Below are 23,494 nucleotides of genomic sequence, written 5' to 3'. Positions count from 1 at the left end.
TGGGCGTATGGCTGAGATCTATCAGGGGAGTTGCTTATGTGCGAAGGTCAGATTCGAGCTAATCGGTCCACCTAAAGCAGTAAGTCATTGTCATTGCAGCCAGTGCCGAAAAGGGCACGGAGCGTTGTTCGCTTCGTACGGCAGCGTTCCTCGCAGCGCGCTTCGAGTATTAGAAGGTTCCAGCCAGATCAAAGCCTATGCCTCTTCACAGAAGGTCGTGCGTGAGTTCTGCATGGAGTGTGGTTCGACCTTGTTCTGGTCACGATCGCACGGGGAGTTTGCCGACTGGGTTTCGATAGCCTTGGGCACGCTCGACACACCCTTCATTCCCCATAAGCAAAAACATGTACATGCTGACGCCGCAGCCCATTGGTACACGCCAGCAAGCGACTGACGGCATGGTGCCGGATGCAGCCAATAGTGAACGTCCGCTATGGGTCGAAAGCGGTCTATCGCGAATGACTGCTAACGACCCTTTGCAGCCGTTCGAGGAGTCTACGAAACCGAGGTCGATTCAGTTCGACATCTTTCGGGGGGGCGCAGGACTCTTTCCTGGGACACCTGAGAACGAACTCACTGACGTCCGTGGAGGCGAGTTACCTGTGGCGACACCGAGTTTATGTCGCCAAGCTCCTTCACCATGTAAACCGCAGACGTCGGGCAGAGGCTTTTGAACTCCTCCGAACTGGAAATTTCCTTTGGGGCTTGGGATCGGTCTCTCTGCTCATATCCCCGAGCCTCGAAGAAGTCGGGTGCTGTTGTGGTCAGCAGATGAAGGCTTTGGGCTCCGTCAGCTCCCGCTATTCGCTCAAGTGCTCTGAGCAGCAGGGTACCGATCCCTGACTTTCGCTGGGCCGGTACGACAACCAGTGAGCGAATAAGACGAGTCCGACCGCTTCCTTCAATGCCCCCGTATCCCAGCTCCGTTTCTCCCCGATGAAAGGAATAGAACATTCGACCGGGCTGCAAAAGGTCTTGGGTCGGCAAGCCCGCTGCAGTCAGATACGCAGCTAGGCCTTGGATTTGATCGGTACCAAGCAATCGGACAGAAATATCAGACTGGTTCATTGGCGTCTCTGGGGGTGGTATTGACGCCCAGTATAGGGCCCAGAGCGCGGGCTTTTTCCAGTTTTATGACATCCCGTAAGGCGAAGCGATAGTAAATATCTGCTTTACCGCATATTTGAATAGTCATATATTCGAATTTCCAGATATTGGCCGTACGCGCATTCCCCAGGAGGTCACATGCGGGAAACACTGACTCCCCCCATCGTTTTCAAATGCCTGGCTGATGACACCCGGGCCCGGATGACCCTGCTGATCGCCCGTGAAGGCGAACTCTGTGTCTGCGAACTTACCCACGCGCTGGAGCTGAGCCAGCCGAAGATCTCCCGGCATCTGGCCCAGTTGCGCGAGGCGGGAATCCTGATGGATCGCCGCAAGGGTCAGTGGGTGTACTACCGACTGCACCCCGAACTGCCGCAGTGGGTGGACGCGATGTTGAAGGGAGTGGTCGATGCGAACCAGGAATGGTTGAGCCCCGATGCATTGCGCCTTGCCGAAATGGGCGAGCGGCCGCAGAGCCCTGTTGCTTGCGCTTGAGACTTCCCTTCGCTGATTGAGTTGTAGTCATGCTGATCGCATTTTTGATTTTCCTGGTGACGATCGTTCTCGTCATCTGGCAGCCCAAAGGCCTGGGCGTGGGCTGGAGCGCCGCACTGGGGGCCGGCGTGGCGCTGCTGGCGGGCGTCGTGAGCCTGTCCGATATCCCCGTGGTCTGGCAGATCGTCTGGAACGCTACCGCCACTTTCATCGCCGTCATCATCATCAGCCTGCTGCTGGATGAGGCGGGGTTCTTCGAGTGGGCTGCATTGCACGTGGCCCGTTGGGGCAATGGCAGCAGCCGCAAGCTGTTCGCCTTCATCATCCTGCTGGGCGCCGCCGTCTCGGCGCTGTTCGCTAACGACGGTGCGGCACTGATCCTGACCCCGATCGTCATCGCCATGCTGCTGGCCCTGCGCTTCTCCCCAGCGGCGACGCTGGCATTCGTCATGGCGGCTGGCTTCATCGCCGATACCGCGAGCTTGCCGTTGGTGGTATCCAACCTGGTAAACATCGTTTCCGCCGACTACTTTGGCATTGGCTTTAGCGAGTACGCCTCGGTCATGGTGCCGGTGAACCTGGTCAGCATCGCCGCCACCCTGGGGATGCTGCTGTGGTTCTTCCGCAAGGACCTGCCGCGTACCTATGAACTCGACCAACTGAAGGCTCCCGAAGCCGCTATCCGCGACAAGGCGACGTTCGTTGCCGGCTGGTGGGTGCTTGCTCTGTTGCTGGTCGGCTTCTTCGCCATCGAGCCGCTGGGCGTTCCTATCAGCGCCATCGCTGCTGCCTGTGCGCTGATCCTCTACCTGATCGCCGCGCGCGGGCACGTGATTTCAACCCGCAAGGTGCTCAAGGACGCGCCTTGGCAGGTTGTGGTGTTCTCGCTTGGCATGTACCTCGTGGTCTATGGCCTGCGTAACGCGGGCCTCACCGAATACCTGACGCAGATCCTCAATGTTTTCGCCGGCTACGGGATCTGGGGCGCATCCCTCGGGACGGGGCTGCTCGCTGCTGGCCTGTCGTCGGTCATGAACAACATGCCCTCTGTGCTGGTAGGGGCCTTGTCGATCCACTCCGCCGATGCCACCGGCATCGTGCGCGAGGCCATGGTCTACGCCAACGTCATCGGTTGTGACCTCGGTCCGAAAATCACCCCCATCGGCAGCCTGGCCACCTTGCTGTGGCTGCACGTGCTGGCCCGCAAGGACATCGTCATCACCTGGGGTTACTACTTCCGCACCGGCATCGTCCTGACGCTGCCGATCCTGCTTGCCACCTTGGCCGCATTGGCCATCCGCCTGAGCTTTTGAACCGGAGATACCAGATGAAAGTCTTGTTCATGTGCACCCACAACAGCTGCCGCAGCATCCTGTCCGAGGCGCTGTTCAATCACTTGGCCCCCGAGGGTATGGAAGCTGTGAGCTCGGGCAGCTTCCCAAGCGGCAAGGTCAATGAGCGTGCACTGAAAACCTTGGAAGCCGCCGGTATCCCCACCGCTAGTCTTTCAAGTAAGGCCTCGGATGCCTTCGAGAGCTCTCCTCCCGACATCGTTGTCACCGTGTGCGACCGCGCTGCCGGCGAAGCCTGCCCGATCTTCTTCGGTCAATCGCTCAAAGCCCACTGGGGCCTGGCCGACCCAACGGCGGTCACCGGTAGTGAGGCAGAAATCGAAGAAGCCTTCCAGACCACACTTGCGAAGATCGATGAGCGCGTGCGCGCCTTCATTGCGCTGCCTTTCTCGCAACTGAGCCAGGACGAACTGAAAGCCGAACTTGCGCGCATCGGTGCGCTGTAGGCCCTGGATCAATGGAGACCGAAATGAACGACCACCTGCCAAATGTCCAACCAGAACTGATTGATCTGCCGTCGCTGGAGCGGCTGGCCCCGAAAGATCCTTCCACGCACAAACCGCGCATACTGCTGCTGTACGGATCGACCCGAGAACGCTCATTCAGCCGCTTGATGGTCCAGGAAGCTGCGCGCCTGCTGGAAGAGTTCGGCGCCGAAACCCGTATTTTCGACCCTTCCGGCCTGCCTCTGCCGGATGACGCTCCGGACTCCCACGAGAAGGTGTTGGAACTCCGCGAGCTGATGCAATGGTCCGAGGGGCAGGTGTGGTGCTCGCCCGAGCGTCACGGCTCAATGAGTGCTGTCTTCAAGGCGCAGATCGATTGGGTACCGCTGGCCATGGGCGCCGTTCGCCCAACCCAGGGCAAGACCCTCGCCGTGATGCAGGTTTGCGGAGGCTCTCAGTCTTTTAACGTGGTGAACCAACTGCGTGTGCTTGGCCGCTGGATGCGTATGTTTACCATCCCGAACCAGTCGTCGGTGCCGAAAGCCTTCCTGGAGTTCGATGAGGCCGGGCGCATGAAGCCGTCTTCTTTCTACGATCGACTGGTCGACGTAATGGAGGAACTGACCAAGTTCACGCTCCTGCTGCGTGATCGCCAGGATTATTTGGTAGACCGCTACTCCGAGCGCAAAGAGTCGGCGGAAGACCTATCCAAGAGAGTCAATATTCGGTCCATTTGAGGTCATGAGCATGTCGCATCCTTACTCGTTGAAATCGTTGCCCCATGCTCCGGGCGTACTGATTTTCACGCCTTGTCCGGGCACCCAGAGCAGCGCTCTCGCTGAAAGCCTGGAAACGCTCAAGCAGGCCGGTGCCGTAGCGCTGGTTACGCTGATGTCGGACGCAGAGCTTCAGGAAAACGGCGTCGGCGAGCTTGGCATCGCGGCCAAGCAGCATGGATTGGAGTGGTACCAACTGCCGATCGAGGATGATCACGCCCCGGATAAAAACTTCGAGGTCGGGGTGGGAGAGATCCGCCACCAGTTGGACGCTTTGCTCGCATCCAACAAGGCCCTGGCCATCCACTGCAAGGGCGGCTCCGGCCGCACCGGGCTGTTCGCTGCCCGTCTGCTGATCGAAACCGGAATGCCGCGCCGCGAGGCGATCGCATGGGTGCAGGAACTGCGCCCACGCGCGATTCAGAAGCCTGCGCACATCAACTACATCAATCAATTCGGCGAAGACTGAGCGCTCCAGCCAGACAGGAGAGACCATGGCCACCGACGGCGAACTACTCGATGTCATCGTGATTGGCGGCGGGCAGTCCGCGCTTACGGTGGCCTATTTCCTCAAGCGGGCCAAGTTGTCATTCCTGCTGCTCGACGCCGAACAGGCCGCGGGTGGGGCATGGCGCCATGGCTGGGACTCGCTGACGCTGTTCTCTCCCTCCGCATGGAGCTCGATTGCGGGCTGGCCGATGCCGCCAGTCACCGAAGGTAATCCAAATAGGGATCAAGTGATCAGCTATCTGGAGCAGTACGAGGCGCGATACGGGTTCCCTATTGCTCGACCCGTTAGCGTCACGGCTGTGGAGCGGACCGGGCGTGGCCTTCGTGTACGCTCGAAGGACCGCGACTGGGAGGCTCGTGCCGTCATCAGCGCAACGGGGACCTGGAGCAACCCCTATGTTCCGGCCTATCCGGAGATAGAGCTGTTCCAGGGACAGCAGATTCACTCCGCCCATTACCAGTCGCCGGAGGCTTTCCAAGGAAAGCGCGTGCTGGTCGTTGGTGGTGGCAACTCGGGGGCGCAAATCTATGCGGAGCTGTCCGAGGTCGCAGACGCAACGTGGGTAACCTCGGAGGAGCCGGCGTTTCTGCCTGATGACGTCGATGGCCGGGTGCTGTTCGAACGGGCTACCGAGCGCCTCAAGGCTCAACAGGAGGGCCGTGTTATCAACGCACCGGTCGGCGGGCTTGGCGATATAGTCATGGTGCCCCCGGTGGTCCGGGCCCGCGAGCGAGGAGCCCTGCGGTCTGTAAGGCCTTTTGTCTCATTCACGCCTGACGGGGTCGTCTGGCCCAATGGTGAGAAAACCCAGGTCGATGCGGTGATCTGGTGTACCGGTTTCCGGCCGGCTCTGGATCACTTGCGGGACTTGGACGTGCTGGATGACAGCGGTAAGGTCGAGGTTGACGGGTCGCGCTCTATTCGCGAGCCCCGCCTCTGGCTGGTCGGATATGGCGACTGGACCGGCCTGGCCTCGGCGACGCTGATCGGCGTCACCCGTACCGCGCGCAGCACCGTAAACGAAGTAGTGGAATACCTGAACAGCTTGGAGCAGACGGATGCATAGCGGAATCGAGATTCGTGTCGCCAGATCAGAGGATGCAGAAGAGATCCAGGCCATTTACGCGCCCATCGTGCTCAACACGGCCATTTCATTCGAAGAGGCAGTGCCGAGCGTGGAGCAAATGCGTGAGCGGATTGCCACGACGCTGCAAACTTATCCCTATCTGGTGGCGGCTCAGGAGGGGCAGGTAGTCGGCTACGCCTACGCCAGTCAGCACCGGGCGCGTGCGGCGTACCGCTGGGCGGTGGATGTGACGGTCTATGTCGCCGAGGGCCAGCGCCGCAGCGGAGTTGGTCGGCAGCTCTATGACGTGCTGCTGGCAGTTCTGAAGCGTCTGGGATATCGCTCGGCGTATGCCGGCATTGCCTTGCCGAATGAAGGCAGTGTCGGGCTGCACGAGCGACTCGGTTTCCAGCACATCGGTACGTTTCCGCAGGTCGGATTCAAGCTCGATGCTTGGCATGATGTGGGGTATTGGCGGTTTGATTTCGGAGACGAAGGCCTTCGCCCCGAGGCTCCAATAAGCTTCCTATCCCAAATTCCAATGCCACGTTAGAGCGTCCCAGTGAGATTAGCTGTCTTCCGCGAAAGGCAGCTATGGGTCGAAAGCAGTCACTCACGACCGGCTGCTTTCGGCCCGAAGCTGCCATTCATGAAGGGCAGAGATCAGCCAAAAGCAGCTAGGCTTTGTACGAAAAGCCTTGAAACTCGGTGAGGCTGCGTTGAGAACAGCCTCGCCTGACCTTCGCCTCAAGACTTGTCACATGGCGCCAAGTTCTGACGGGCTGATAATCCGACTTTTTCAACTACATTGTCCCATGGCTACTCGGTATGAAGGGCACCAATTGAGGCCAGGCTGTGTGAAGACACCTGCGATTGTCTAACGTTTTGATCGCCGCTAAATGGCCACGAGTGGCCGAGGCACGGTTGGCCACAACGTACAAACAGCAGTCGATAACACACACATTCTGATCACTGCCCATAAAGTCACCAATGTTGGAAATGGCCGAGCGCAGCTGAGCAAGCAGGGCTTCATCTACATCGCTGCATCGGATGAATACCGATGCCCTGCAGATCAGCTACTGACCTGCAGGCATTCTTCGAAGGAAGATGGGATGGCGCAGGACAAGCACTCAAACGCTACCGTCGCGTCCGCTGTTGTTTCGAGGGGCTCAATGTCATGTTTCCCGCTACCCCTGCCTCGCGCTTATCATCGATGGGTTTCGAAATGGGCCTGATCGAACGGTTTGCGATCCAATAGGCAGTCTATGAACGCTCCTAGGGCGGCTGGCCGGTGTTGCCTATTCGGGTAATAGAGGAACAGCCCTGGACGTGAAATCGACCAGTCAGCAAGGACTTGGATCAGCCGTCCCTGGGCCAACAGCTCGCCCACGTCTTCTTTCTCGAAATGATAGGCGATGCCGAGCCCATGCAGGGCGGCAGCGATGCCGATGTCAGGGTGATTGGTGACGACGGGGCCGTCGACCGCCACTTCCAGCGGCTGTCCCCGTTCCTGGAACTCCCAGCGATACGGCCTACCGTCCATCTGCAGCCGCCAGTTGATGCATGCATGATCCTGCAACTCAGCAGGTGACTGAGGGATGCCTCGACGTGCGAGGTAGTCCGGAGACGCCACGGCGACCATGTTCAGGTCTGGCGTCAGGCGGACGGCCACCATGTCTTTCTCAAGCCGGCCACCTACACGGATGCCCGCGTCAAAACGGCCAAGAACGATATCGGCCAGTGCGTCGTCGACCACGATATCGAGCACCACGTCAGGGTGTGCCTGATGGAAGCGTGCCAGCCGGGGCGCAATGAGGGTTCTCGCTGCGATCCCCAGCGTATTGATACGCAGCGTGCCGCTTATCTGGCCTGTGGCCTCACTGGCTTCGGCGACGGCAACAGCTATCTCTCGAAACAAGGGGGCGACACGCCTGTAGAGCAGCTCGCCACTCGTCGATGGCGCGACGCTTCGGGTCGTGCGATTGAGCAGGCGTGCGCCGATGCGACGTTCGAGCTGTCGAATGGTCTGGCTGAGTGCAGAGGGCGATAAGCCCAGATGATCGGCGGCCCGCGCGAAGCTTTGACGCTCCACGATGGCCACAAAGGCTTTTAGCTCAGCAAATTCGGATCCACGCATTATGCATTCGCTTCTACATAGTCCATTCGGATTCTAGAGCATTCAATTAATGCTGTCCGGTACGCATCCTAGGGGCTGTACAAAAAGTATTGAGACGAAGGTCAGGCAAGGCGAAAACAGCCGAGGAAGCGGAGTTTACGGTTGTAAATGAGCATTCCGAGGCTGTTTTCAGCGCAGCATCACCGAGTTTCAAGGCTTTTCGTACAGAGCCTAAGGCTGTCACTGACCCCATGGAGCCAACAACATGCATACCTTGACCCTACCTGATCCGATTGCTGCGTACTTCGCTGCCGAACACGACCCTGAAGCTTTGGCACATTGCTTCGATACGCAAGCCGTCTTGAAGGACGACGGTCACACCTACACGGGTATCAACGCCATCCAGGCATTCATGGCCGAGGCCTCGGCCAAGTACAGCGCGACGAGCGTGCCCTTTGCCATTGAGCGCCAGGACGGACTCCAACTGGTGCGCGCCAACGTCACTGGCAAGTTCCCTGGCAGCCCGATCGTTCTGTCGTACCGCTTTCGTCTTGAACGCGGCCTGATCGCATCGCTGGAAATAACGGCATGAGCTTCGACCTTCAACTCAAGGGTTTGCGCACAGTCGTCACTGGCGGCACGATGGGCCTTGGCGCTGCAGTCGTGCAGACCCTCGTGGAGGCTGGTGCCAGAGTCGCAACGTCGGCGCGCGACGTGTCGGCACGACCGGTGGATGGCGTCACCTATATCGGTGCCGATCTGACGACGGCACAAGGCGTGGCTCACGTCGCGCAGACCGTGCTGCAGAGCTGGGGCGGGGTCGATATCGTGATTAACGTGGTCGGTGGTTCAAGCACTCCAGGTGGTGGCTTTGCCGCCATCAGTGACGAGCAGTGGCTAGCAGAGCTGAACCTCAATCTGATGCCTGCCGTACGCCTGGATCGCGCGCTATTGCCGTCCATGCTTGCCCAGGGCTCAGGCGTTATCATCCATGTGAGCTCGATTCAGCGCATGATGCCTCTGCCTGAATCCACCACCGCCTACGCCGCCGCCAAGGCAGCGCTCACCACCTACAGCAAATCCCTTGCAAGGGAAGTGACGCCAAAGGGGGTTCGTGTGCTGAGCGTCGCGCCTGGGTGGATTGAGACCGAGGCGTCCGTAAGGCTGGCAGAGCGGTTGGCTGCCCAGGCAGGAACGGACTACGAAGGAGGCAAACGAATTGTCATGGAGTCGATTGGCGGAATCCCACTGGGCAGGCCGGCCGAACCTCAAGAGGTTGCCGATTTGATCGTCTTCCTCGCGTCCCCCCGTGCTGCCTCGATCTCAGGGTCCGAGCACCGTATCGACGGCGGTACCATCTCAACGCTGTAATCGACGGCTGCAATCAACAGGACGACGGCGAGCCCTCAAGGCTCGCCGCATCACCGAAATTGTTTACTGCTTGGGCCGTTAGCTGCCCTTGCCCACAGACTGCCTTCGGTCCCGCTCGGCAAATGCTGGACGGGTACTTTGGCTTCCAATCGTCTCGACTCTATTCGCTCGGCAACTGGATTATCGTCTTGCCCTTGGCTCGGCCTTCAGCAACCTGGCGGAAGGCGTCGTTGACCTCGTCCAGTGCGAACCGTTGCCGATCCACCCGGATCCTCAGTTGCCCGGCATCTGCCAGCTCAGCCGCCTCGTGCAGGATTGCTCCGTGGTGTTCGCGGCCCTTGCCCGTAAGCAACGGAGTCAGGGTGAACACGCCCGAATAGGTGGCGCTTCTGAACGATAGCGGCGCAAGACTGTGCTGGCCCCAACCGAGACAGCTCAGCACGTGCCCGGTATAGGGCTTCACGGCCTCGAACGATGCATCCAGCGTGCTACCGCCCACGGTGTCATAGACGATGTCGAAACCTTCCCCGGCCGTATGTTGCGCCACATAGGACGCTACGTGCTGGGCCTGGTAGTCGATCGCCGTGGCTCCCAGGGCGCGTATGAAGTCGAGGCTGGCGGCCGATCCGGTGGCGTAGACTTTGGCCCCACGCGCCTTGGCCAGCTGGATGGCCATTTGGCCGACTCCACCGGCGCCGCCGTGAATCAGCACCTGCTGGCCTGCGCGGACATTGGCGCGATCCACCAAACCTTCCCAGGCGGTGATGAACACCAAAGGCAAGGCGGCCGCCTCGCACATGTCCAGAGCGTGCGGTTTGGGTGCGATCAGCCGGGCATCCACGGCGATGTATTCGGCCATGGTGCCCTGGGTCCCGCCGATCCCACCGGCCATGCCGAAGACCTCCTGGCCGAGCGTGAAGCCTTCTACCGCCTCGCCGAGCTCGACGACCGTGCCGGCCAAATCCAGGCCGAGCACCGCCGGCAGCGGCTGACGGGCGTGTGCCCCAGCACCGTTGGCGATCTTGGTATCGAGCGGGTTGACCCCGGCGGCGTGCACCTTGACGAGGATCTGCCCCTTACCGGGAACTGGACGAGCAATGCGCCGTACGACCAGTGGAGCGTGGGCGGACTCGGCGATAGCGGCAAGCATGGTCTGACTCATGACGGAAACCTCTGTTTGAGTGGATGCATACAAGTTGCTCCCTTCGAGCCATTCCGATAAGAAGCTAAATTTGCATATGACTCATTCCCAAGAGAGGGCTGGTGGCATGGACCTGTTCGACAGCATGCGCGTCTTCGTGAGGGTCGTGGAGCGTGGGTCTTTTTCGGCAGTGGCTCGGGAACTGAACATGGGCCAGCCCGCCGTCAGCAAGCAGATCCGCGCTCTGGAGCAGTACCTGGGCGGGCCAGTGTTCGCCCGCAGCACCCGACACCTCGCGCTAACCGACCAGGGGCAACGTTTCTACAGCCACTGCCAGGAAATTCTCGGGCAAGTCGAAAGCGCCACGCGCAGCTTTGCTAGTGGCCAGGAGCAGGTCGCAGGCCCCCTGCGCGTCGCCGCACCGGTCAGTTACGGGCGATTATGCATCGCGCCTCTGATCGGGACGTTTCTGCAGCGCTATCCCGATGTGCGAATTGACCTGCGGCTGAGCGATCACAACGAAGACCTGCTCATGGAAAACATAGACCTGGCGATCCGAATTGGAGTGGTGAAGACCGAGGGCCTGGTGGCGGTATCATTAGGCACAACCACGCGACGGGTATACGCCTCGCCTATTTATCTAGAACGCTGCGGTGTGCCCCTGGAGCCGAGTGAACTGGCAGGTCACAATTGCATCGGTTTCACCTTGCTGGAGCATTACGACCGCTGGCGCTTCACGCGCGGGGCGCACGAGTTCGAGATCGCCATCACCGGTAACGTCACCAGCAACAGCAGCGAGGCCATTCGTGAAATGGTCCTCTGCGGCTTGGGCATCTCCCTCTCTCCACAATGGCTTTTCGCTGCAGACGTTGAACGAGGCCGCGTGCAAAGTGTGCTCGACCGTTACAAGGCCACCGCGCTGCCAGTCAGTGCGGTGTTCAGTCGTGAGCGGCGTCATTCGGCACGGGCGATGGCGTTCATCGATTTTCTGCGCGAGCACCTGCACGTTCTCCCAGGTAGGGCATAGACCCGCACCTGTCATGCGTGATGTACGCGGTCGGCGTGCGCCCACCTCACGGCAGATGAGCATCGACCAACCTGGCCATCATGTCCTGGGGCAACTGGAGTCTATTCGGCGCCCCCTCGGCGGTGCGCTGTCCAGCAAAGCCTGCCATCATGTCGCTACAGACCTGGCGCTCAAGACGCGGGCCGTCCCGGCCCGTGTGCATGCGCTGGAAACTTCGTGCAGGCCCCAGGGAGCGCCCCTGACGCATGAAAACGCTGAAAATCGCAACCTTCAACATCAATGGCATTCGCAGCCGCCTGCCGGCCCTGCTGAACTGGCTGGAGCGCGAGCAGCCGGACATTGCCTGCCTGCAGGAGCTCAAGGCAACCGATCAGCAATTCCCGCGCCATGACCTGGAAATGGCAGGCTATGGCTGCCTCTATCAGGGGCAGCCGTCGTGGAATGGCGTAGCCATCCTGGCGCGTGACAGCGAGCCGCTGGAAGTGCGCCGGGGCTTGCCGGGTATGGAGGATGACCCGCAGAGCCGTTACCTCGAGGCAGCCGTTCACGGGGTGCTGGTCGCCTGCCTGTACCTGCCAAACGGCAACCCGCAGCCGGGGCCCAAGTTCGACTACAAGCTGCGCTGGTTCGAGTGCCTGATCGAGCACGCCAAGGGTCTGCACGGCAACGGCCATCCAACGGTGCTGGCGGGCGACTTCAACGTGGTGCCCACCGACCTGGACATCTACGACCCGCGCTCATGGCAGAAGGATGCACTGCTGCAGCCCGAGTCCCGCGCCTGCTATCAGCAGCTGCTGGAGGTGGGCTGGGTCGATGCCATTCGCCACCTGCATCCCGATGAACGCGTTTACACCTTCTGGGATTACTTTCGCAATCACTGGGCGCGCAATGCCGGGTTACGCCTCGACCATTTGTTGCTCAACCCCGAACTTGCACCTTACCTGAAACGGGCGGGGGTCGATGCCTGGGTACGCAACCAGGTCAAGGCCAGCGACCACGCGCCCGCCTGGATCGAACTGGGCGGGCGCAGGTAGTGGGTTACAGGAGTTTGTCGAGGGTGATCGGAAACTCCCTGACGCGTTTGCCAGTGGCGTGGTAGACCGCATTGGCCACCGCCACAGCAACGCCGACCAATGGCCACGCCCCACACCACGCCCCGAGGATCTGGCTGCGGGCGGTGCGTTTTCGCTCCCATTAGGGAAATGGCACTCATGGCAGGTCCTCACGGTGGGGTATTTCTTGCCGGGCAGTACCGAGCTGAGTACCTGCTTGGCGGTCTGCACGATGACCCCAGCCTGGTTCGGGGCGCCCTTGAGCAGGGTGCTGGCGAACTGCTTCGCCTGTTCCAGCTTGATATGCGGCGGTAGCGGCGGCACGTTGGGGTCGGTCTTGAATTCGATCAGCACAGTGCGCCGAACATGCCATTGATGCCATCGCCGGGGTAGCCGAAGATGCGCCGTACCCCCCACTGATACAAGCGCTCCACCAGAAAGTGGCCTACCGTGCCGCTCATTGTCTTCTCCCGGTCTGTCCTCGATAGGGGTCTGGACTTGGCACGCGCCGGTAAAGTTTCAACGGCGTTCACGTCGGTCGGCTAACCGGAACCTCATCTCGGGCGAGGGGTTCCCAGGCACATCGACAACCTGATCGGGACGGGACACAGATGAATGACATCGACACCAGCAGTGGCGCGCTGCAGACCCTGCACTTCGAAGACGACGGGGCAACGCCCAACAACCGTTTCCCCGTGTTGTGCTATCGCTTGCAGCTCGACCCTGATAATGACAATGCCAGTGCGTTCGAGGCATTGTTCGCCGGCCATGGCTGGACGCCGCTCTGGCGCGCCGGGATATTCGACTATCACCACTTTCATCCCAATGCCCATGAGGTATTGGGCGTCGCCGCGGGCCGCGCCCAGGTGACCCTCGGTGGCGAAGCGGGTCAGACGCTGAGCGTGAGGGTTGGCGATGTGCTGGTGTTGCCGGCCGGGACGGGCCATCGCTGCGTCGAGTGCAGCGAAGACTTCCTGGTGGTCGGGGCCTATCCCCGCGGGCAGGAGGACTACGACATCCAGCGGCCTGATGCCCACACCTACGCTCAGGCAATTGCGCGCATCGCTGTCGTACCAGGCCCCGTGCAGGACCCCGTCACAGGCGCGCCGATGACCCATTGGCGCTGAGGCTGGCACGTGGCGGAGGTTGCCGTTCGTCGGTGTGATCCGTATCGCTGAAAAACCTTTGCCGGGGGCGCTCATCAGAACAGATGTAACGTTCGTTCGACGTTCCCAATCAGGTCTTCGGCCCGTTCTAGCGCGGGCCTTTTTTTGCCTTCTTCATGAACCTCGGGATCAAGCCTCGGCAGCAGGCCGTAACCGGAAGCTGACTCCCATACGGTTGAAAGCATTCATGGCGGCAATGGCCGCCGTCAGATCAACGAGGTCCTTCTCTGCAAACATCGCCGAGGCCGCTGCGTATGCTTCGTCCGACACATGGGTCTCGCTAACCCGTGTGACTTCCTCTGCCCAGGCCAGAGCCGAGCGTTCCAGATCCGTGAACAAGTCCTGCGCTTCATGCCATACCGGTACTAACACCAGCTTGTCCACCGACATACCTTCTTTGATCAGATCCCGTGAATGCAGATCAATGCAGTGGGCGCATCCATTGATCTGGGACACTCTGAGAAACACCAGATGGATGAGGGGGGCCGGCAGATTCGTAGCCGTGGTCACGAAATGATGCAGACCTCCAAGGGACTTGGCTGCGCCAGGCGAAGCTTGAAACCAATTGAGGCGACTCATGGGTTGTTTCCTTTCTTCGGGACGGTGGTGAGCGCGCGACATGCGGGGCGTCATTTGTGGGATTCCCTGGCCCGGTTCGCACACAGCGCGAGAAGCTTGGGTAGGGTTCAATTGTGGTCATGAAGCGGACTATAGTATTGATCCACTTGGACTCTAATTCACTGATCCACTTTTGAGGTGCCCATGCCATCCGATGCGACCCTGTTCGGTGCGATAGCGCTACCCTCGGGAAGGTCAACTGCGGGCGTCAATCTTCAGGAGTGGCTGTATCTGGAGTTGCGCGAGGCAATGCTTGCCGGGCGTCTGGCTGCAGGAAGCAAGCTCCCGGGAAGCCGGACGCTGGCTGCACGACTCGGCGTCGCACGCGGAACGGTACAGGCAGCGTATCAGCAGCTTTTGTCTGAGGGCTACGCGGTCAGCCGAACAGGCAGTGGCACCCGTGTGTGCTTGGAGCTGCCTGATGCCAAACAACGGGTGTTTCCCCGCCAGCGAGGCGGTGGAGCGCAAATCCCGGTGCGGCGGGTTCCCCCAAGCACGGAATGGGTCGAGCGGCTGCAGACTGCCACGCCGGCATTCGCTAGGCGCAAGGTCGCGCCTGGACTTCGTCCTTTCTTCCCGATGCGTAGTGACGTTCGGTCATTCCCGATAGACCTTTGGCGCAAGCTGCATATCCAGCAGATGCGCAGTTCCAAACTGGAAGCGCTGCTCGATTATGATGCCGCCGGGTTGCCGAGTTTGCGTCACGCCATCGCCGACTATCTGGGCTGCGCTCGAGGCGTGCATATTTCGGCTGACCAGATCGTGGTGCTCAGTAGCGTGCAACAGGGGATCGATCTATGTTTGCGCTTATTGGTTCCGCCAGGGGAGAGCGTCTGGATGGAGGACCCGGGTTACCCGGGGGTACGTCAGCTTATGGCGGTGGCAGGTTGTGAGGTCGTGGGCGTCCCGGTGGATCAACAGGGTATGCGGGTCGAGGATGGTATTCAGGCCGCCCCTAAGGCTAAGCTCGCTTATGTGACGCCCTCGCGGCAAATGCCCACCGGCCATGAACTGTCTCCCGCCAGGAGGCTTGCATTGCTGCGTTGGGCGAGCGCTTCTGGGGCCTATATCATTGAAGATGACTACGACAGCGAGTATCGATTCATTGCCAAGCCCATTCCAGCCTTGCGCGCCATGGCGGGTGCCGATGAGTCGGTAATCCTCGCCGGCACATTCAGCAAACTGCTGTTCCCGTCCGCTCGCCTGGCGTATCTGGCGCTCCCTACACATCTGGTCGATGTCTTTACCCGCGCGGTAGCGTTGACCTCACGACACCCTAACAGCCTGAGTCAGGCGGTGCTGGCGGCATTTTTCGATCAAGGGCATTTCGAACGGCATGTCAGACGCATGCGCAAACGCTATTCGCTGCGTGCTGAGGCGCTCAACTGCGCAGCTCAAGCACACTGGCAGGGTTTGATCGAGGTGCCGGAGATTCGTGCTGGCCTGGACATCGCTTGCTCATTGCTGGTCGGTAGCGAGTCTGAAGCGGGTCGTCGAATCGAAGAAGCCAACGTTGATGTACTGCCACTTTCGCCATTTTTCCAAGCGCCGGTGTCTGCAGGTTTTTTGCTGGGATTCGCGCCTTATGAGGAACGGTCCCTGTTTGAAGCAGCGTTGGCGGTCAGGAAGGCACTGCAGAACCACAGGCTGTTGCTCTGATACGCCAGTGTGCGTCCAGGCCACTTTGGGAGCGGCTTGACCCGCGAAGCGGGCATGGTCGAACCGCATTTCGAGTCTGACGCACGGGTTCGGTTGCTGGCGTGCTGGTCGCTTGAGTCCAATCCGATCTCTATGGTCTATTCCCCCAATCGCCTTTTGAGCGCCCGGGTGCGGGTTTTCGTGCAGTGACGTGTAGAGTCGTTTGAGGCCACCGGGTTGCGCTGAGGCTTTCGCACCTTGGCCATTGCACTTTTGCCTTTACCATGGGGCCAGACCAGACCCATATCGCTGAAAGAGACCCACATGGAATTACGTCAACTTCGCTATTTCCTCAGTGTATTGGAGTGCGGCAGCCTTGGCCGTGCTGCGCTTGAGCTTGGGGTTGGCGCTTCTGCCTTGAGCCAGCAACTGTCGAAGCTGGAAAGCGAAGTGAGTACTCGGTTGTTGACGCGGTCTAGTACCGGTGTCTCGCCGACGGCAGCGGGCCTGGCCTTCGAATACCATGCACGGCTGGCGCTACGGCAGGCGGATCATGCTGTCCTAGCCGCGCAAAGCGGCCGTATGAGCGGTTATGCCAGTGTCGGATTGGCACCGACTACTGCATCCATTCTTGGTCTGGCGTTGATCGACAGGATGCGCGAACGCTATCCCGATATCCGTCTGCACCTGGTGGAGATGCTGTCGGGCTACCTGATGAACCAACTCAACGCCAGGCACCTTGACCTTGCTGTGCTGTTCCAGGCAGACGCGGGGCCTAGGCTGGAGGTCCGGCCGCTACTCAACGAGCGGTTGTTCGTCCTGGTTCCCGCCGCGCTGGTCGATGCCAACTGGGGCGAGGCCCTGACCCTGCAACAAATCGCCTCGCTGCCTTTGGTGATGCCCAGCACACAGCACGGCCTGCGCACCACGCTGCGCTCGATCTTCGAACGGGCCGGGCTGGAACCCTCGATCGTCATGGAAGTCGATGGCCTGTCGCTGTTGATGGATTGCGTGTGTGCAGGGCATGCCGCCACCATCCAGCCCGGCGCGACCGTCGCACGGGCGCATCACGCAGGCTTGCGGGTGTTCGCCATTGACGAAGCACAGGCGCAGCGCCGGAACCTGATCGTCAGCCTGACCGATGACGAGCTCTCGCCGGCCGCCTTGGCGACACGGATCGTGCTGCAGGAGGTTTCTCGGGAGTTGGTGGAGCAGGACCGATGGCCCGGAGCGCAGTTGCTTTGACTCAGTCTCCCGGCATTGCCATCCGTAGCCTTTAGAAAAACTGAATGCCTCCCCCCGCTAATCGCGTTTCGGACCCTCTGGGTACTCATTAGAGTCCCTGGTCACGAGGAGCAGCCGAACATTCGGCGCTTCGTGACTTGGAGGCGAAATGATCGATGTGCTAGTCATTGGAGGGGGCAATGCCGCCCTCTGTGCCGCGCTGATGGCGCGGGAAGCCGGAGCCAGCGTACTGCTGCTTGAGGCTGCCCCCCGCGCCTGGCGGGGTGGCAATTCCCAACACACGCGTAACTTGCGGTGCATGCATGATGCCCCGCAGGACGTACTGGTCGACGCGTATCCGGAAGAAGAGTTCTGGCAGGACCTGCTGAAGGTCACCGGTGGCCAGACCGACGAAAAGCTCGCGCGCCTGGTGATCCGTGCCTCCTCCAATTGCCGCGGGTGGATGCGCCGTCATGGCGTGCACTTTCAGCCCTCGTTATCTGGTGCGCTGCATACCGCACGAACCAACGCCTTTTTCATGGGCGGCGGCAAGGCGCTGATCAATGCCTACTATCGCAGCGCCGAGAACCTTGGGGTGCAGGTACGTTACGACACGCCTGTCGCCGACATTGAACTGCAAGAGGGATCCTTCGTTGCAGCCCATGTGCCGGCGCGTGAGGTCCAGGGCCGGCACCTTCCTGCCGAGCGCATCGAGGCGCGCACTTGTGTGCTTGCAGCCGGGGGGTTCGAGTCCAACCGTCAGTGGTTGCGCGAGGCCTGGGGGCAGAACCCGCGAGGGGAGTGGCCCTCGGACAATTTCCTGATTCGCGGCACGCGTTTCAACGACGGGGTTCTGTTACGCCGCCTGATCGAACAGGGCGCAGACAAGATTGGCGACCCGACGCAGGCACACATGGTAGCGATCGACGCCCGTGCGCCTCTCTACGACGGCGGGATCTGCACCCGCATCGATTGTGTGTCGCTGGGCGTGGTGGTCAACCGCGACGGGCAGCGCTTCTACGATGAAGGTGAGGATTTCTGGCCCAAGCGCTATGCCATCTGGGGGCGTCTGGTGGCCCATCAGCCTGGGCAGGTGGGTTTCTCGATCATCGACCAGAAAGCCCTGGGTCGATTCATGCCGCCGGTGTTTCCGGGCGCTACCGCCGACAGCCTTGAGGCGTTGGCGGGCCTGCTTGGCTTGCCTGTCCAAGCCTTCGTCGAAACCGTGCGCGCCTACAACCATGCCTGTCAGGTGGGTACCTTCGATCACACGCAGCTGGACGACTGTCACACCGTAGGCCTGGCGCCTGTGAAAAGCCACTGGGCGCGCCCGATCGATACACCTCCGTACTACGGTTACCCGCTGCGACCGGGTGTGACCTTCACCTACCTGGGGCTGCGCACCGATGAAACGGCCGCCGTCCATTTCGATGGGAATCCCAGCCCGAACCTGTTTGTTGCCGGCGAGATGATGGCGGGCAATGTGCTGGGCAAGGGCTACACCGCCGGTGTCGGCATGTCCATCGGTACCGCCTTCGGGCGCATCGCCGGGACCAGCGCCGCTGCTGCGGCAGGCTACGAACATCCAGAAAAAGAGAAACGCCATGACCGCGCAACTGCCTGAACCATTCCAGCCTGATGCCGCCCAGCCCGCATTCGATTTGATCCCGGTGTTGAACGTCGAGGAGCAGGAAGTCGACCGGCAAATGCGCATTTGCAACGCCTGCCGTTACTGCGAGGGCTTCTGCGCGGTGTTCCCGGCCATGACCCGCAGGCTTGAGTTCGGCAAGGCAGATATCCACTACCTGGCCAACCTGTGCCACAACTGCGGTGCGTGCCTGCATGCTTGCCAGTACGCTCAACCCCACGAATTTGCCGTCAACGTGCCGCAGGCTATGGCGAAGGTGCGTGGGCAAACCTACGCCGAGTACGCCTGGCCGGCCCTGTTCGGACGTTTGTATCGACACAACGGCATCTTCGTCGCCAGTGCTTTGGCAGTGGCACTGTCGTTGTTCTTGCTGTTGACCTTGTGCGCCAACGGCACGCTGTTGCCCGGTCGCTTGGAGGGGAATTTCTATGCAGTTTTCCCGCATAACACCCTGGCGCTGATGTTCGGCGGTGTCTTCGCTGCGGCGAGTCTGGCGCTGGCGGTCGCGGTACGCCGTTTCTGGCGTTCGGTCTCGCCGGCCGAGGCGCAGGCGCAACCAGTCAAAGGGGCTGTGGTGGAGGCGTCGAGTGCGGCATTGACCCTCAAGTATCTCGATGGAGGGCATGGCCAGGGCTGCAACAACGCCGACGATCGCTACACACTGTGGCGGCGACGTTTCCATCACTTCACCTTCTACGGCTTCATGCTGTGTTTCGCCGCCACAGTGGTTGCCACCGGGTATCACTACCTGTTGGGCTACCAGGCGCCATACCCCCTGTTGAGTGCACCGGTGTTGCTCGGCACGTTGGGCGGTCTTGGGTTGATCGTCGGGCCAGCCGGGCTGCTGGCGCTCAACCTTCGCAGGGCGCCGGAGCAGGGCGATGTCGCCCAGCGTCCCATGGACCGGGCGTTCATCTTGCTTCTGCTGCTGGTCAGCGCCACGGGCCTGGCGTTGTTGGGCCTGCGTGACACGGCTGCGATGGCGATCGTGCTGGCGATTCACCTGGGTACGGTCATGGCGCTGTTCATCACGTTGCCCTACGGCAAGTTCGCCCATGGCCTGTTCCGCAGCGCGGCATTGCTCAAGTTCGCGATCGAGAAACGCCGACCCAACACGCTGGGCCTGGGAGGGGAATGAGCCATGATCGCATCTGGCATTCGCCCTGCGTTGCGCCAAACCACAGGCAAGACCTCTCGCTCAACGGTTAGGCCACTTGTCCAGCAGGATCGACACGAATTTCTCCGCTGCGGGCGACAGCGACGCCCCTCGGCGATAGACCAGGCCCAGGGTGCGGGTCACCTGGGGTTCGATCAGCGGCACGCTGACCAGCGTCGGGTGGTCGGCGCTGGGCATCGCCAGGCTGGGCATGGCCGACACCCCCAGCCCGGCCTCGACCATGCCCAGCGAGGTGGACAGGTGCTGGACCTCATAGAACCACTTGGGCCGCAGGTTGAGCCCGGAAAGCGCATGGTCCAGCAGCATCCGATTGCCGCTCAGGCGGCCTACGCCGATCAGGCGGTAGTCGGCAAGTTCCGTCCAGGTGACGGCGTCGCGGGTCGCCAGCTTATGGTCCCGGCGGCAGGCCAGGACGAAGTGTTCCTGCACCAGGGAGACGAATTCGATGTCCGGGTGCTGGCCACTCATCATGTTGATGCCGAAGTCAGCCTCACCCCGCAGCACGGCCTCGAGCCCATCATTGGCGCTAAGGTCCAGCAAGCGAATGCGGATCTTCGGGTATTGCTCGTTGTAGTCGCGGATCACCGAAGGCAGGAAGTAAAACGCTGCGGTCGGAATGCAGGCGAGGGTGACCTGGCCGGTCTGTCGTTCGGCCAGTTCGCGAATGCTCAGGATCGAGTCCTCGAAGTCATCGAGCAAGCGTCTGGCCTTGGGCAGGAAGTCCCGCCCGACACTGGTGAGGCTGACGCGACGGGTGGTGCGTTCGAGCAGCGAGGTGCCCAAGCCTTCCTCGAGTTTCTTTATCCGCCGACTCAGGGCCGGCTGCGACAAATGCAGCGCTTCCGCAGCCTCATGGAAACTGCCAAGTTCGGCGATTTTCACGAACGATCGTATATCTTGCAGCTCATATTCCATCTGATTTCGCTCCCGGCCTTAGCGGTGAATTAATCCATGATTCGCAATAATGCCTACGATATTTGCATTGGATTGATTTATCCATCCCTGTCAATCTTGTGTCCACAACATCAATGATGTCCATTGATCAACAAGAGTGCGAAATCATGCAACGAATTCCTTGCGTACTCATGCGCGGTGGCACCTCCAAGGGGCCTTTTTTCCACGCATGGGATCTTCCTGCCAATGTGGTCGAACGCGACGAATTGCTGATCAACCTGATGGGTTCCGGGCACGAACTGGAAATCGACGGTATCGGTGGTGGTAGCCCGCAAACCAGCAAGGTGGCGATCATCAGCCCTTCGCTGCATGCCGACGCAGACGTCGACTACCTCTTCGTTCAGGTCATGGTTGCCCAGCGCCGGGTCGATACCGCGCCCAACTGCGGCAACATGCTCTGCGCCGTTGGCCCGTTCGCCATCGAGCAAGGCCTGGTCAAGCCTCAGGATGGCAAGACCTTGGTTCGCATCCGCAACCTCAACACCAACACCTTCGTCAACTCGCTGGTGGAAACACCAGGTGGCATCGTGCGATACGAAGGCCGCACGGCAATCGACGGCGTACCAGGGACTGCCGCCCCGGTGCACCTGACCTTCCTCGATGCGGTCGGTAGCAAGACAGGTAAACTGTTCCCCACTGGCCAGGCCCAGGATGTGATCGACGGTGTACCGGTCACCTGCATCGACATGGCCATGCCGATGATGATCGTCCATGCCAGCGAATTGGGCATGACCGGTTCAGAGACCCCGGCGCAACTGGATGCCGATACCCGCCTGCTGCAACGGCTGGAGGCCCTGCGCCTGAAGGCCGGCAAGGCGATGGGGCTGGGCGATGTCAGCGGCATGGTGATCCCGAAGCCTGTCCTGGTTTCTCCGCCGCGTCATGACGGCACGCTCCAGGTGCGTTACTTCATGCCTCATAACTGCCACCGGGCCTTGGCCATCACCGGTGCTATTGGCTTGGCGACTGCCTGCGTCAGCCCTGGCACCGTGATCATGGACATGCTCGGCGAGCAAGCCCAGCACTTGGAAGAAGTCCGTCTGGAACATCCGAGCGGTGGCATCGACGTGGCGCTCTCGCGCAGCGGTGCCGACGGCAAGACGCTCCAGGCCTCTGTGGTACGAACCGCCCGCCGGCTGTTCTCAGGTTTCGTCTACGCCCCAACCTTGCGCAGGCTGGCAGGGTAGGCAACAGGCCGATCACATCGGCAACCAGCACATCCGCACAATTTCAACAATGGGTGATGCCTCATGAAACTCGCGAAGTCACTGTATTTCCAGATCCTCTGCGCCGTCCTGCTGGGCGTGGTGGTCGGCCACTTCTGGGCGCAACAGGCCGTTGCGCTCAAACCACTGGGTGATGCGTTCATCAAGCTGATCAAGATGATGATCGCCCCCGTGGTTTTCTGCACCATCGTCACCGGTATTGCCGGCATGACCGACAAGCGCTCCCTGGGGCGGTTGATGAGCAAGACGTTGCTGCTGTTCCTGGTACTGACTGTCGTCAGCCTGGTGATCGGCCTGGCAGCGGTGCATCTGTTGCGCCCAGGTGTCGGCATGAACATCGACCCCGCCACGCTCAGCACCGAGGGGCTTGGCCAGTACGCCGCCTCTGCGGCGAAGCTCAGCGTGGTCGATTTCTTCATGCACATCATCCCTGACACCTTCATCGGTGCATTCAACAAGGGTGAAGTGCTGCCGGTGCTGTTCATTGCGGTGCTCAGCGGTTTCGCCCTGTCATCGATGGGCGAGAAGGGCAAGCCGGTGCTCGATGTGCTGGAGTCCGTCTCGACCATGGTTTTTCGCATCTTCGGCTACCTGATGCGCTTTGCCCCGGTCGGCGCCTTCGGTGCGCTGGCGTTCACCGTCGGACAGTACGGGGTGACGTCCCTTGGGGCATTGGCCAAGCTGGTCGGGACGCTGTACATCGCGTGCGCGTTCTTCGTGCTGGTGGTGCTCGGTGGTATCTGCCGTGCGCATGGCTTCAGCCTGTGGAAGCTGCTGCGATACTTCCGGGAGGAGTTCCTGGTGGTGCTCGGCACATCGTCCACCGAGCCCGTTCTGCCGCGCATGCTGGAGAAACTGGAGAAACTTGGCTGTAAGAAGGGTGTGGTGGGGCTGGTGTTGCCAACCGGCTATTCCTTCAACCTCGACGGCACCGCCATCTACCTGTCGCTGGCGGCGGTGTTCATCGCCCAGGCCTGCAACATCGACCTGACCCTGGGGCAGACGGTGACGATGCTGGCAATCATGCTGTTGTCGTCCAAAGGCGCTGCGGGTGTGACCGGCAGTGGTTTCGTGGCGCTGGCCTCGACCCTGACGGTCATCCACGACATCCCGCTGGCCGGCTTGGCCTTACTGATCGGCATCGACCGCTTCATGTCGGAAGCGCGCGCGCTGACCAGCCTGGCAAGTAACGCTGTGGCGACCGTGGTCATCTCGTTGTCGGAAAACGCCTGTGAACGGGAAACCCTGCTGCGCCGCCTGAATGGCGTTCCGGTAGCGCAGGCAGAAACGGGAGCCGAAGAGGTCGAATGGTCTGCCGAGCCTCGGCGTCACGGCTGAAAGTCGCTTCCACTTCCCATCGTTGACTTAGAATCCCACTCAACA

Annotated in this window: 25 protein-coding genes and 1 pseudogene; 21 read left to right on the top strand and 5 right to left on the bottom strand. The window is 60.8% G+C overall.

Annotated features, from left to right (window positions below):
- Positions 1-7 precede the first annotated feature (7 nt).
- Complete coding sequence (locus tag P3R38_RS14310) at positions 8-394, top strand: GFA family protein (RefSeq protein ID WP_277686321.1); 387 nt, start codon at positions 8-10, stop codon at positions 392-394.
- Positions 395-573: 179 nt separating this feature from the next.
- Here the strand turns inward: P3R38_RS14310 and arsN2 are convergent, their stop codons facing one another.
- Positions 574-1,068 carry an arsenic resistance N-acetyltransferase ArsN2 gene (gene arsN2, locus P3R38_RS14305; RefSeq protein ID WP_277686320.1) on the bottom strand — a complete coding sequence of 165 codons (495 nt, stop codon included), beginning with the start codon at positions 1,066-1,068 and terminating at the stop codon, positions 574-576.
- Between the two features lie 177 nt (positions 1,069-1,245).
- Here arsN2 and P3R38_RS14300 point away from each other — a divergent pair, with 177 nt between their 5' ends.
- The 8 genes and pseudogenes from P3R38_RS14300 to P3R38_RS14265 form a co-directional block, all read left to right on the top strand.
- The gene (locus P3R38_RS14300) at positions 1,246-1,602 is read left to right on the top strand and encodes a metalloregulator ArsR/SmtB family transcription factor (protein ID WP_049695271.1); all 357 of its coding nucleotides are present in this window, start codon (positions 1,246-1,248) and stop codon (positions 1,600-1,602) included.
- Positions 1,603-1,631: 29 nt separating this feature from the next.
- The gene (locus P3R38_RS14295; RefSeq protein ID WP_277686318.1) at positions 1,632-2,915 is read left to right on the top strand and encodes an arsenic transporter; all 1,284 of its coding nucleotides are present in this window, start codon (positions 1,632-1,634) and stop codon (positions 2,913-2,915) included.
- Positions 2,916-2,929: 14 nt separating this feature from the next.
- Positions 2,930-3,400: an arsenate reductase ArsC gene (locus tag P3R38_RS14290; RefSeq protein WP_238066184.1), complete on the top strand. Its 471-nt coding sequence runs from the start codon at positions 2,930-2,932 to the stop codon at positions 3,398-3,400.
- A 23-nt stretch (positions 3,401-3,423) separates the two neighbouring features.
- Entirely contained in the window at positions 3,424-4,137 is a 714-nt protein-coding gene (gene arsH, locus P3R38_RS14285; RefSeq protein WP_238066185.1) for an arsenical resistance protein ArsH, read from the top strand.
- A 4-nt stretch (positions 4,138-4,141) separates the two neighbouring features.
- Positions 4,142-4,645, top strand: a complete 504-nt coding sequence (locus P3R38_RS14280; protein ID WP_277686317.1) for a cyclin-dependent kinase inhibitor 3 family protein — start codon at positions 4,142-4,144, stop codon at positions 4,643-4,645.
- A 25-nt stretch (positions 4,646-4,670) separates the two neighbouring features.
- Complete coding sequence (locus tag P3R38_RS14275) at positions 4,671-5,753, top strand: ArsO family NAD(P)H-dependent flavin-containing monooxygenase (protein ID WP_238066187.1); 1,083 nt, start codon at positions 4,671-4,673, stop codon at positions 5,751-5,753.
- Positions 5,746-6,306, top strand: coding sequence for an arsinothricin resistance N-acetyltransferase ArsN1 family B (locus tag P3R38_RS14270; protein ID WP_277686316.1), 561 nt, complete (start codon positions 5,746-5,748; stop codon positions 6,304-6,306). The genes P3R38_RS14275 and P3R38_RS14270 overlap by 8 nt, the downstream gene beginning before the upstream one ends.
- 334 nt (positions 6,307-6,640) lie before the next feature.
- Positions 6,641-6,850: pseudogene (locus tag P3R38_RS14265) on the top strand (IS5/IS1182 family transposase); the annotation flags it as partial.
- Between the two features lie 110 nt (positions 6,851-6,960).
- On the opposite strand, the gene P3R38_RS14260 reads toward P3R38_RS14265, so the two are convergent.
- The gene (locus P3R38_RS14260; protein ID WP_277686315.1) at positions 6,961-7,890 is read right to left on the bottom strand and encodes a LysR family transcriptional regulator; all 930 of its coding nucleotides are present in this window, start codon (positions 7,888-7,890) and stop codon (positions 6,961-6,963) included.
- 244 nt (positions 7,891-8,134) lie between these two features.
- Here P3R38_RS14260 and P3R38_RS14255 point away from each other — a divergent pair, with 244 nt between their 5' ends.
- Together P3R38_RS14255 and P3R38_RS14250 are read left to right on the top strand one after the other, a co-directional pair.
- Complete coding sequence (locus tag P3R38_RS14255; protein ID WP_023380912.1) at positions 8,135-8,461, top strand: nuclear transport factor 2 family protein; 327 nt, start codon at positions 8,135-8,137, stop codon at positions 8,459-8,461.
- Positions 8,458-9,240, top strand: a complete 783-nt coding sequence (locus tag P3R38_RS14250; protein WP_277686314.1) for an SDR family oxidoreductase — start codon at positions 8,458-8,460, stop codon at positions 9,238-9,240. The genes P3R38_RS14255 and P3R38_RS14250 overlap by 4 nt, the downstream gene beginning before the upstream one ends.
- Positions 9,241-9,400: 160 nt before the next feature.
- On the opposite strand, the gene P3R38_RS14245 is transcribed toward P3R38_RS14250, so the two are convergent.
- A complete protein-coding gene (locus P3R38_RS14245) occupies positions 9,401-10,402 on the bottom strand; it encodes a zinc-dependent alcohol dehydrogenase family protein (RefSeq protein ID WP_027906709.1) in 1,002 nt (333 codons plus the stop codon).
- A gap of 106 nt (positions 10,403-10,508) precedes the next feature.
- Between P3R38_RS14245 and P3R38_RS14240 the strand changes: the two genes are divergently transcribed.
- From P3R38_RS14240 to P3R38_RS14225, 4 genes are all read left to right on the top strand, one after another.
- Positions 10,509-11,408 (top strand): LysR family transcriptional regulator, encoded by a 900-nt coding sequence (locus tag P3R38_RS14240; RefSeq protein ID WP_027906708.1) that lies wholly within the window; start codon positions 10,509-10,511, stop codon positions 11,406-11,408.
- 245 nt (positions 11,409-11,653) lie between these two features.
- Complete coding sequence (xth, locus tag P3R38_RS14235) at positions 11,654-12,442, top strand: exodeoxyribonuclease III (protein ID WP_023380908.1); 789 nt, start codon at positions 11,654-11,656, stop codon at positions 12,440-12,442.
- A 177-nt stretch (positions 12,443-12,619) separates the two neighbouring features.
- Positions 12,620-12,775, top strand: coding sequence for a hypothetical protein (locus tag P3R38_RS14230; RefSeq protein ID WP_177429940.1), 156 nt, complete (start codon positions 12,620-12,622; stop codon positions 12,773-12,775).
- Positions 12,776-13,071: 296 nt separating this feature from the next.
- A complete protein-coding gene (locus P3R38_RS14225) occupies positions 13,072-13,587 on the top strand; it encodes a cupin domain-containing protein (protein ID WP_104883619.1) in 516 nt (171 codons plus the stop codon).
- A gap of 168 nt (positions 13,588-13,755) precedes the next feature.
- On the opposite strand, the gene P3R38_RS14220 is transcribed toward P3R38_RS14225, so the two are convergent.
- Positions 13,756-14,205: a carboxymuconolactone decarboxylase family protein gene (locus tag P3R38_RS14220; RefSeq protein ID WP_023380906.1), complete on the bottom strand. Its 450-nt coding sequence runs from the start codon at positions 14,203-14,205 to the stop codon at positions 13,756-13,758.
- A gap of 183 nt (positions 14,206-14,388) precedes the next feature.
- On the opposite strand from P3R38_RS14220, the gene P3R38_RS14215 reads away from it, so the two are divergent.
- The 4 genes from P3R38_RS14215 to tcuB all read left to right on the top strand — a co-directional run bounded on the left by P3R38_RS14215 (position 14,389) and on the right by tcuB (position 19,892).
- Positions 14,389-15,903, top strand: a complete 1,515-nt coding sequence (locus P3R38_RS14215) for a PLP-dependent aminotransferase family protein (protein ID WP_023380905.1) — start codon at positions 14,389-14,391, stop codon at positions 15,901-15,903.
- Between the two features lie 303 nt (positions 15,904-16,206).
- Entirely contained in the window at positions 16,207-17,127 is a 921-nt protein-coding gene (locus tag P3R38_RS14210) for a LysR family transcriptional regulator (RefSeq protein ID WP_104881666.1), read from the top strand.
- Positions 17,128-17,275: 148 nt separating this feature from the next.
- Positions 17,276-18,730, top strand: a complete 1,455-nt coding sequence (gene tcuA, locus P3R38_RS14205; RefSeq protein ID WP_104883621.1) for an FAD-dependent tricarballylate dehydrogenase TcuA — start codon at positions 17,276-17,278, stop codon at positions 18,728-18,730.
- Positions 18,711-19,892 carry a tricarballylate utilization 4Fe-4S protein TcuB gene (gene tcuB / locus P3R38_RS14200; protein WP_277686313.1) on the top strand — a complete coding sequence of 394 codons (1,182 nt, stop codon included), beginning with the start codon at positions 18,711-18,713 and terminating at the stop codon, positions 19,890-19,892. Before tcuA ends, tcuB begins: the two co-directional genes overlap by 20 nt.
- A 60-nt stretch (positions 19,893-19,952) precedes the next feature.
- On the opposite strand, the gene P3R38_RS14195 is transcribed toward tcuB, so the two are convergent.
- Positions 19,953-20,846, bottom strand: coding sequence for a LysR family transcriptional regulator (locus P3R38_RS14195; RefSeq protein ID WP_023380901.1), 894 nt, complete (start codon positions 20,844-20,846; stop codon positions 19,953-19,955).
- A 146-nt stretch (positions 20,847-20,992) separates the two neighbouring features.
- On the opposite strand from P3R38_RS14195, the gene P3R38_RS14190 reads away from it, so the two are divergent.
- Together P3R38_RS14190 and dctA are read left to right on the top strand one after the other, a co-directional pair.
- A complete protein-coding gene (locus P3R38_RS14190) occupies positions 20,993-22,072 on the top strand; it encodes a 4-oxalomesaconate tautomerase (protein WP_023380900.1) in 1,080 nt (359 codons plus the stop codon).
- 63 nt (positions 22,073-22,135) lie between these two features.
- On the top strand, positions 22,136-23,449 hold the full coding sequence (gene dctA, locus P3R38_RS14185) for a C4-dicarboxylate transporter DctA (protein ID WP_023380899.1): 1,314 nt from the start codon (positions 22,136-22,138) through the stop codon (positions 23,447-23,449).
- Positions 23,450-23,494 lie beyond the last annotated feature (45 nt).

The sequence above is a fragment of the Pseudomonas sp. NyZ480 genome (assembly GCF_029537255.1).
Classification (GTDB): Bacteria; Pseudomonadota; Gammaproteobacteria; order Pseudomonadales; family Pseudomonadaceae; genus Aquipseudomonas; species Aquipseudomonas taiwanensis.
This window is presented reverse-complemented; position numbering and strand designations above follow the sequence as displayed.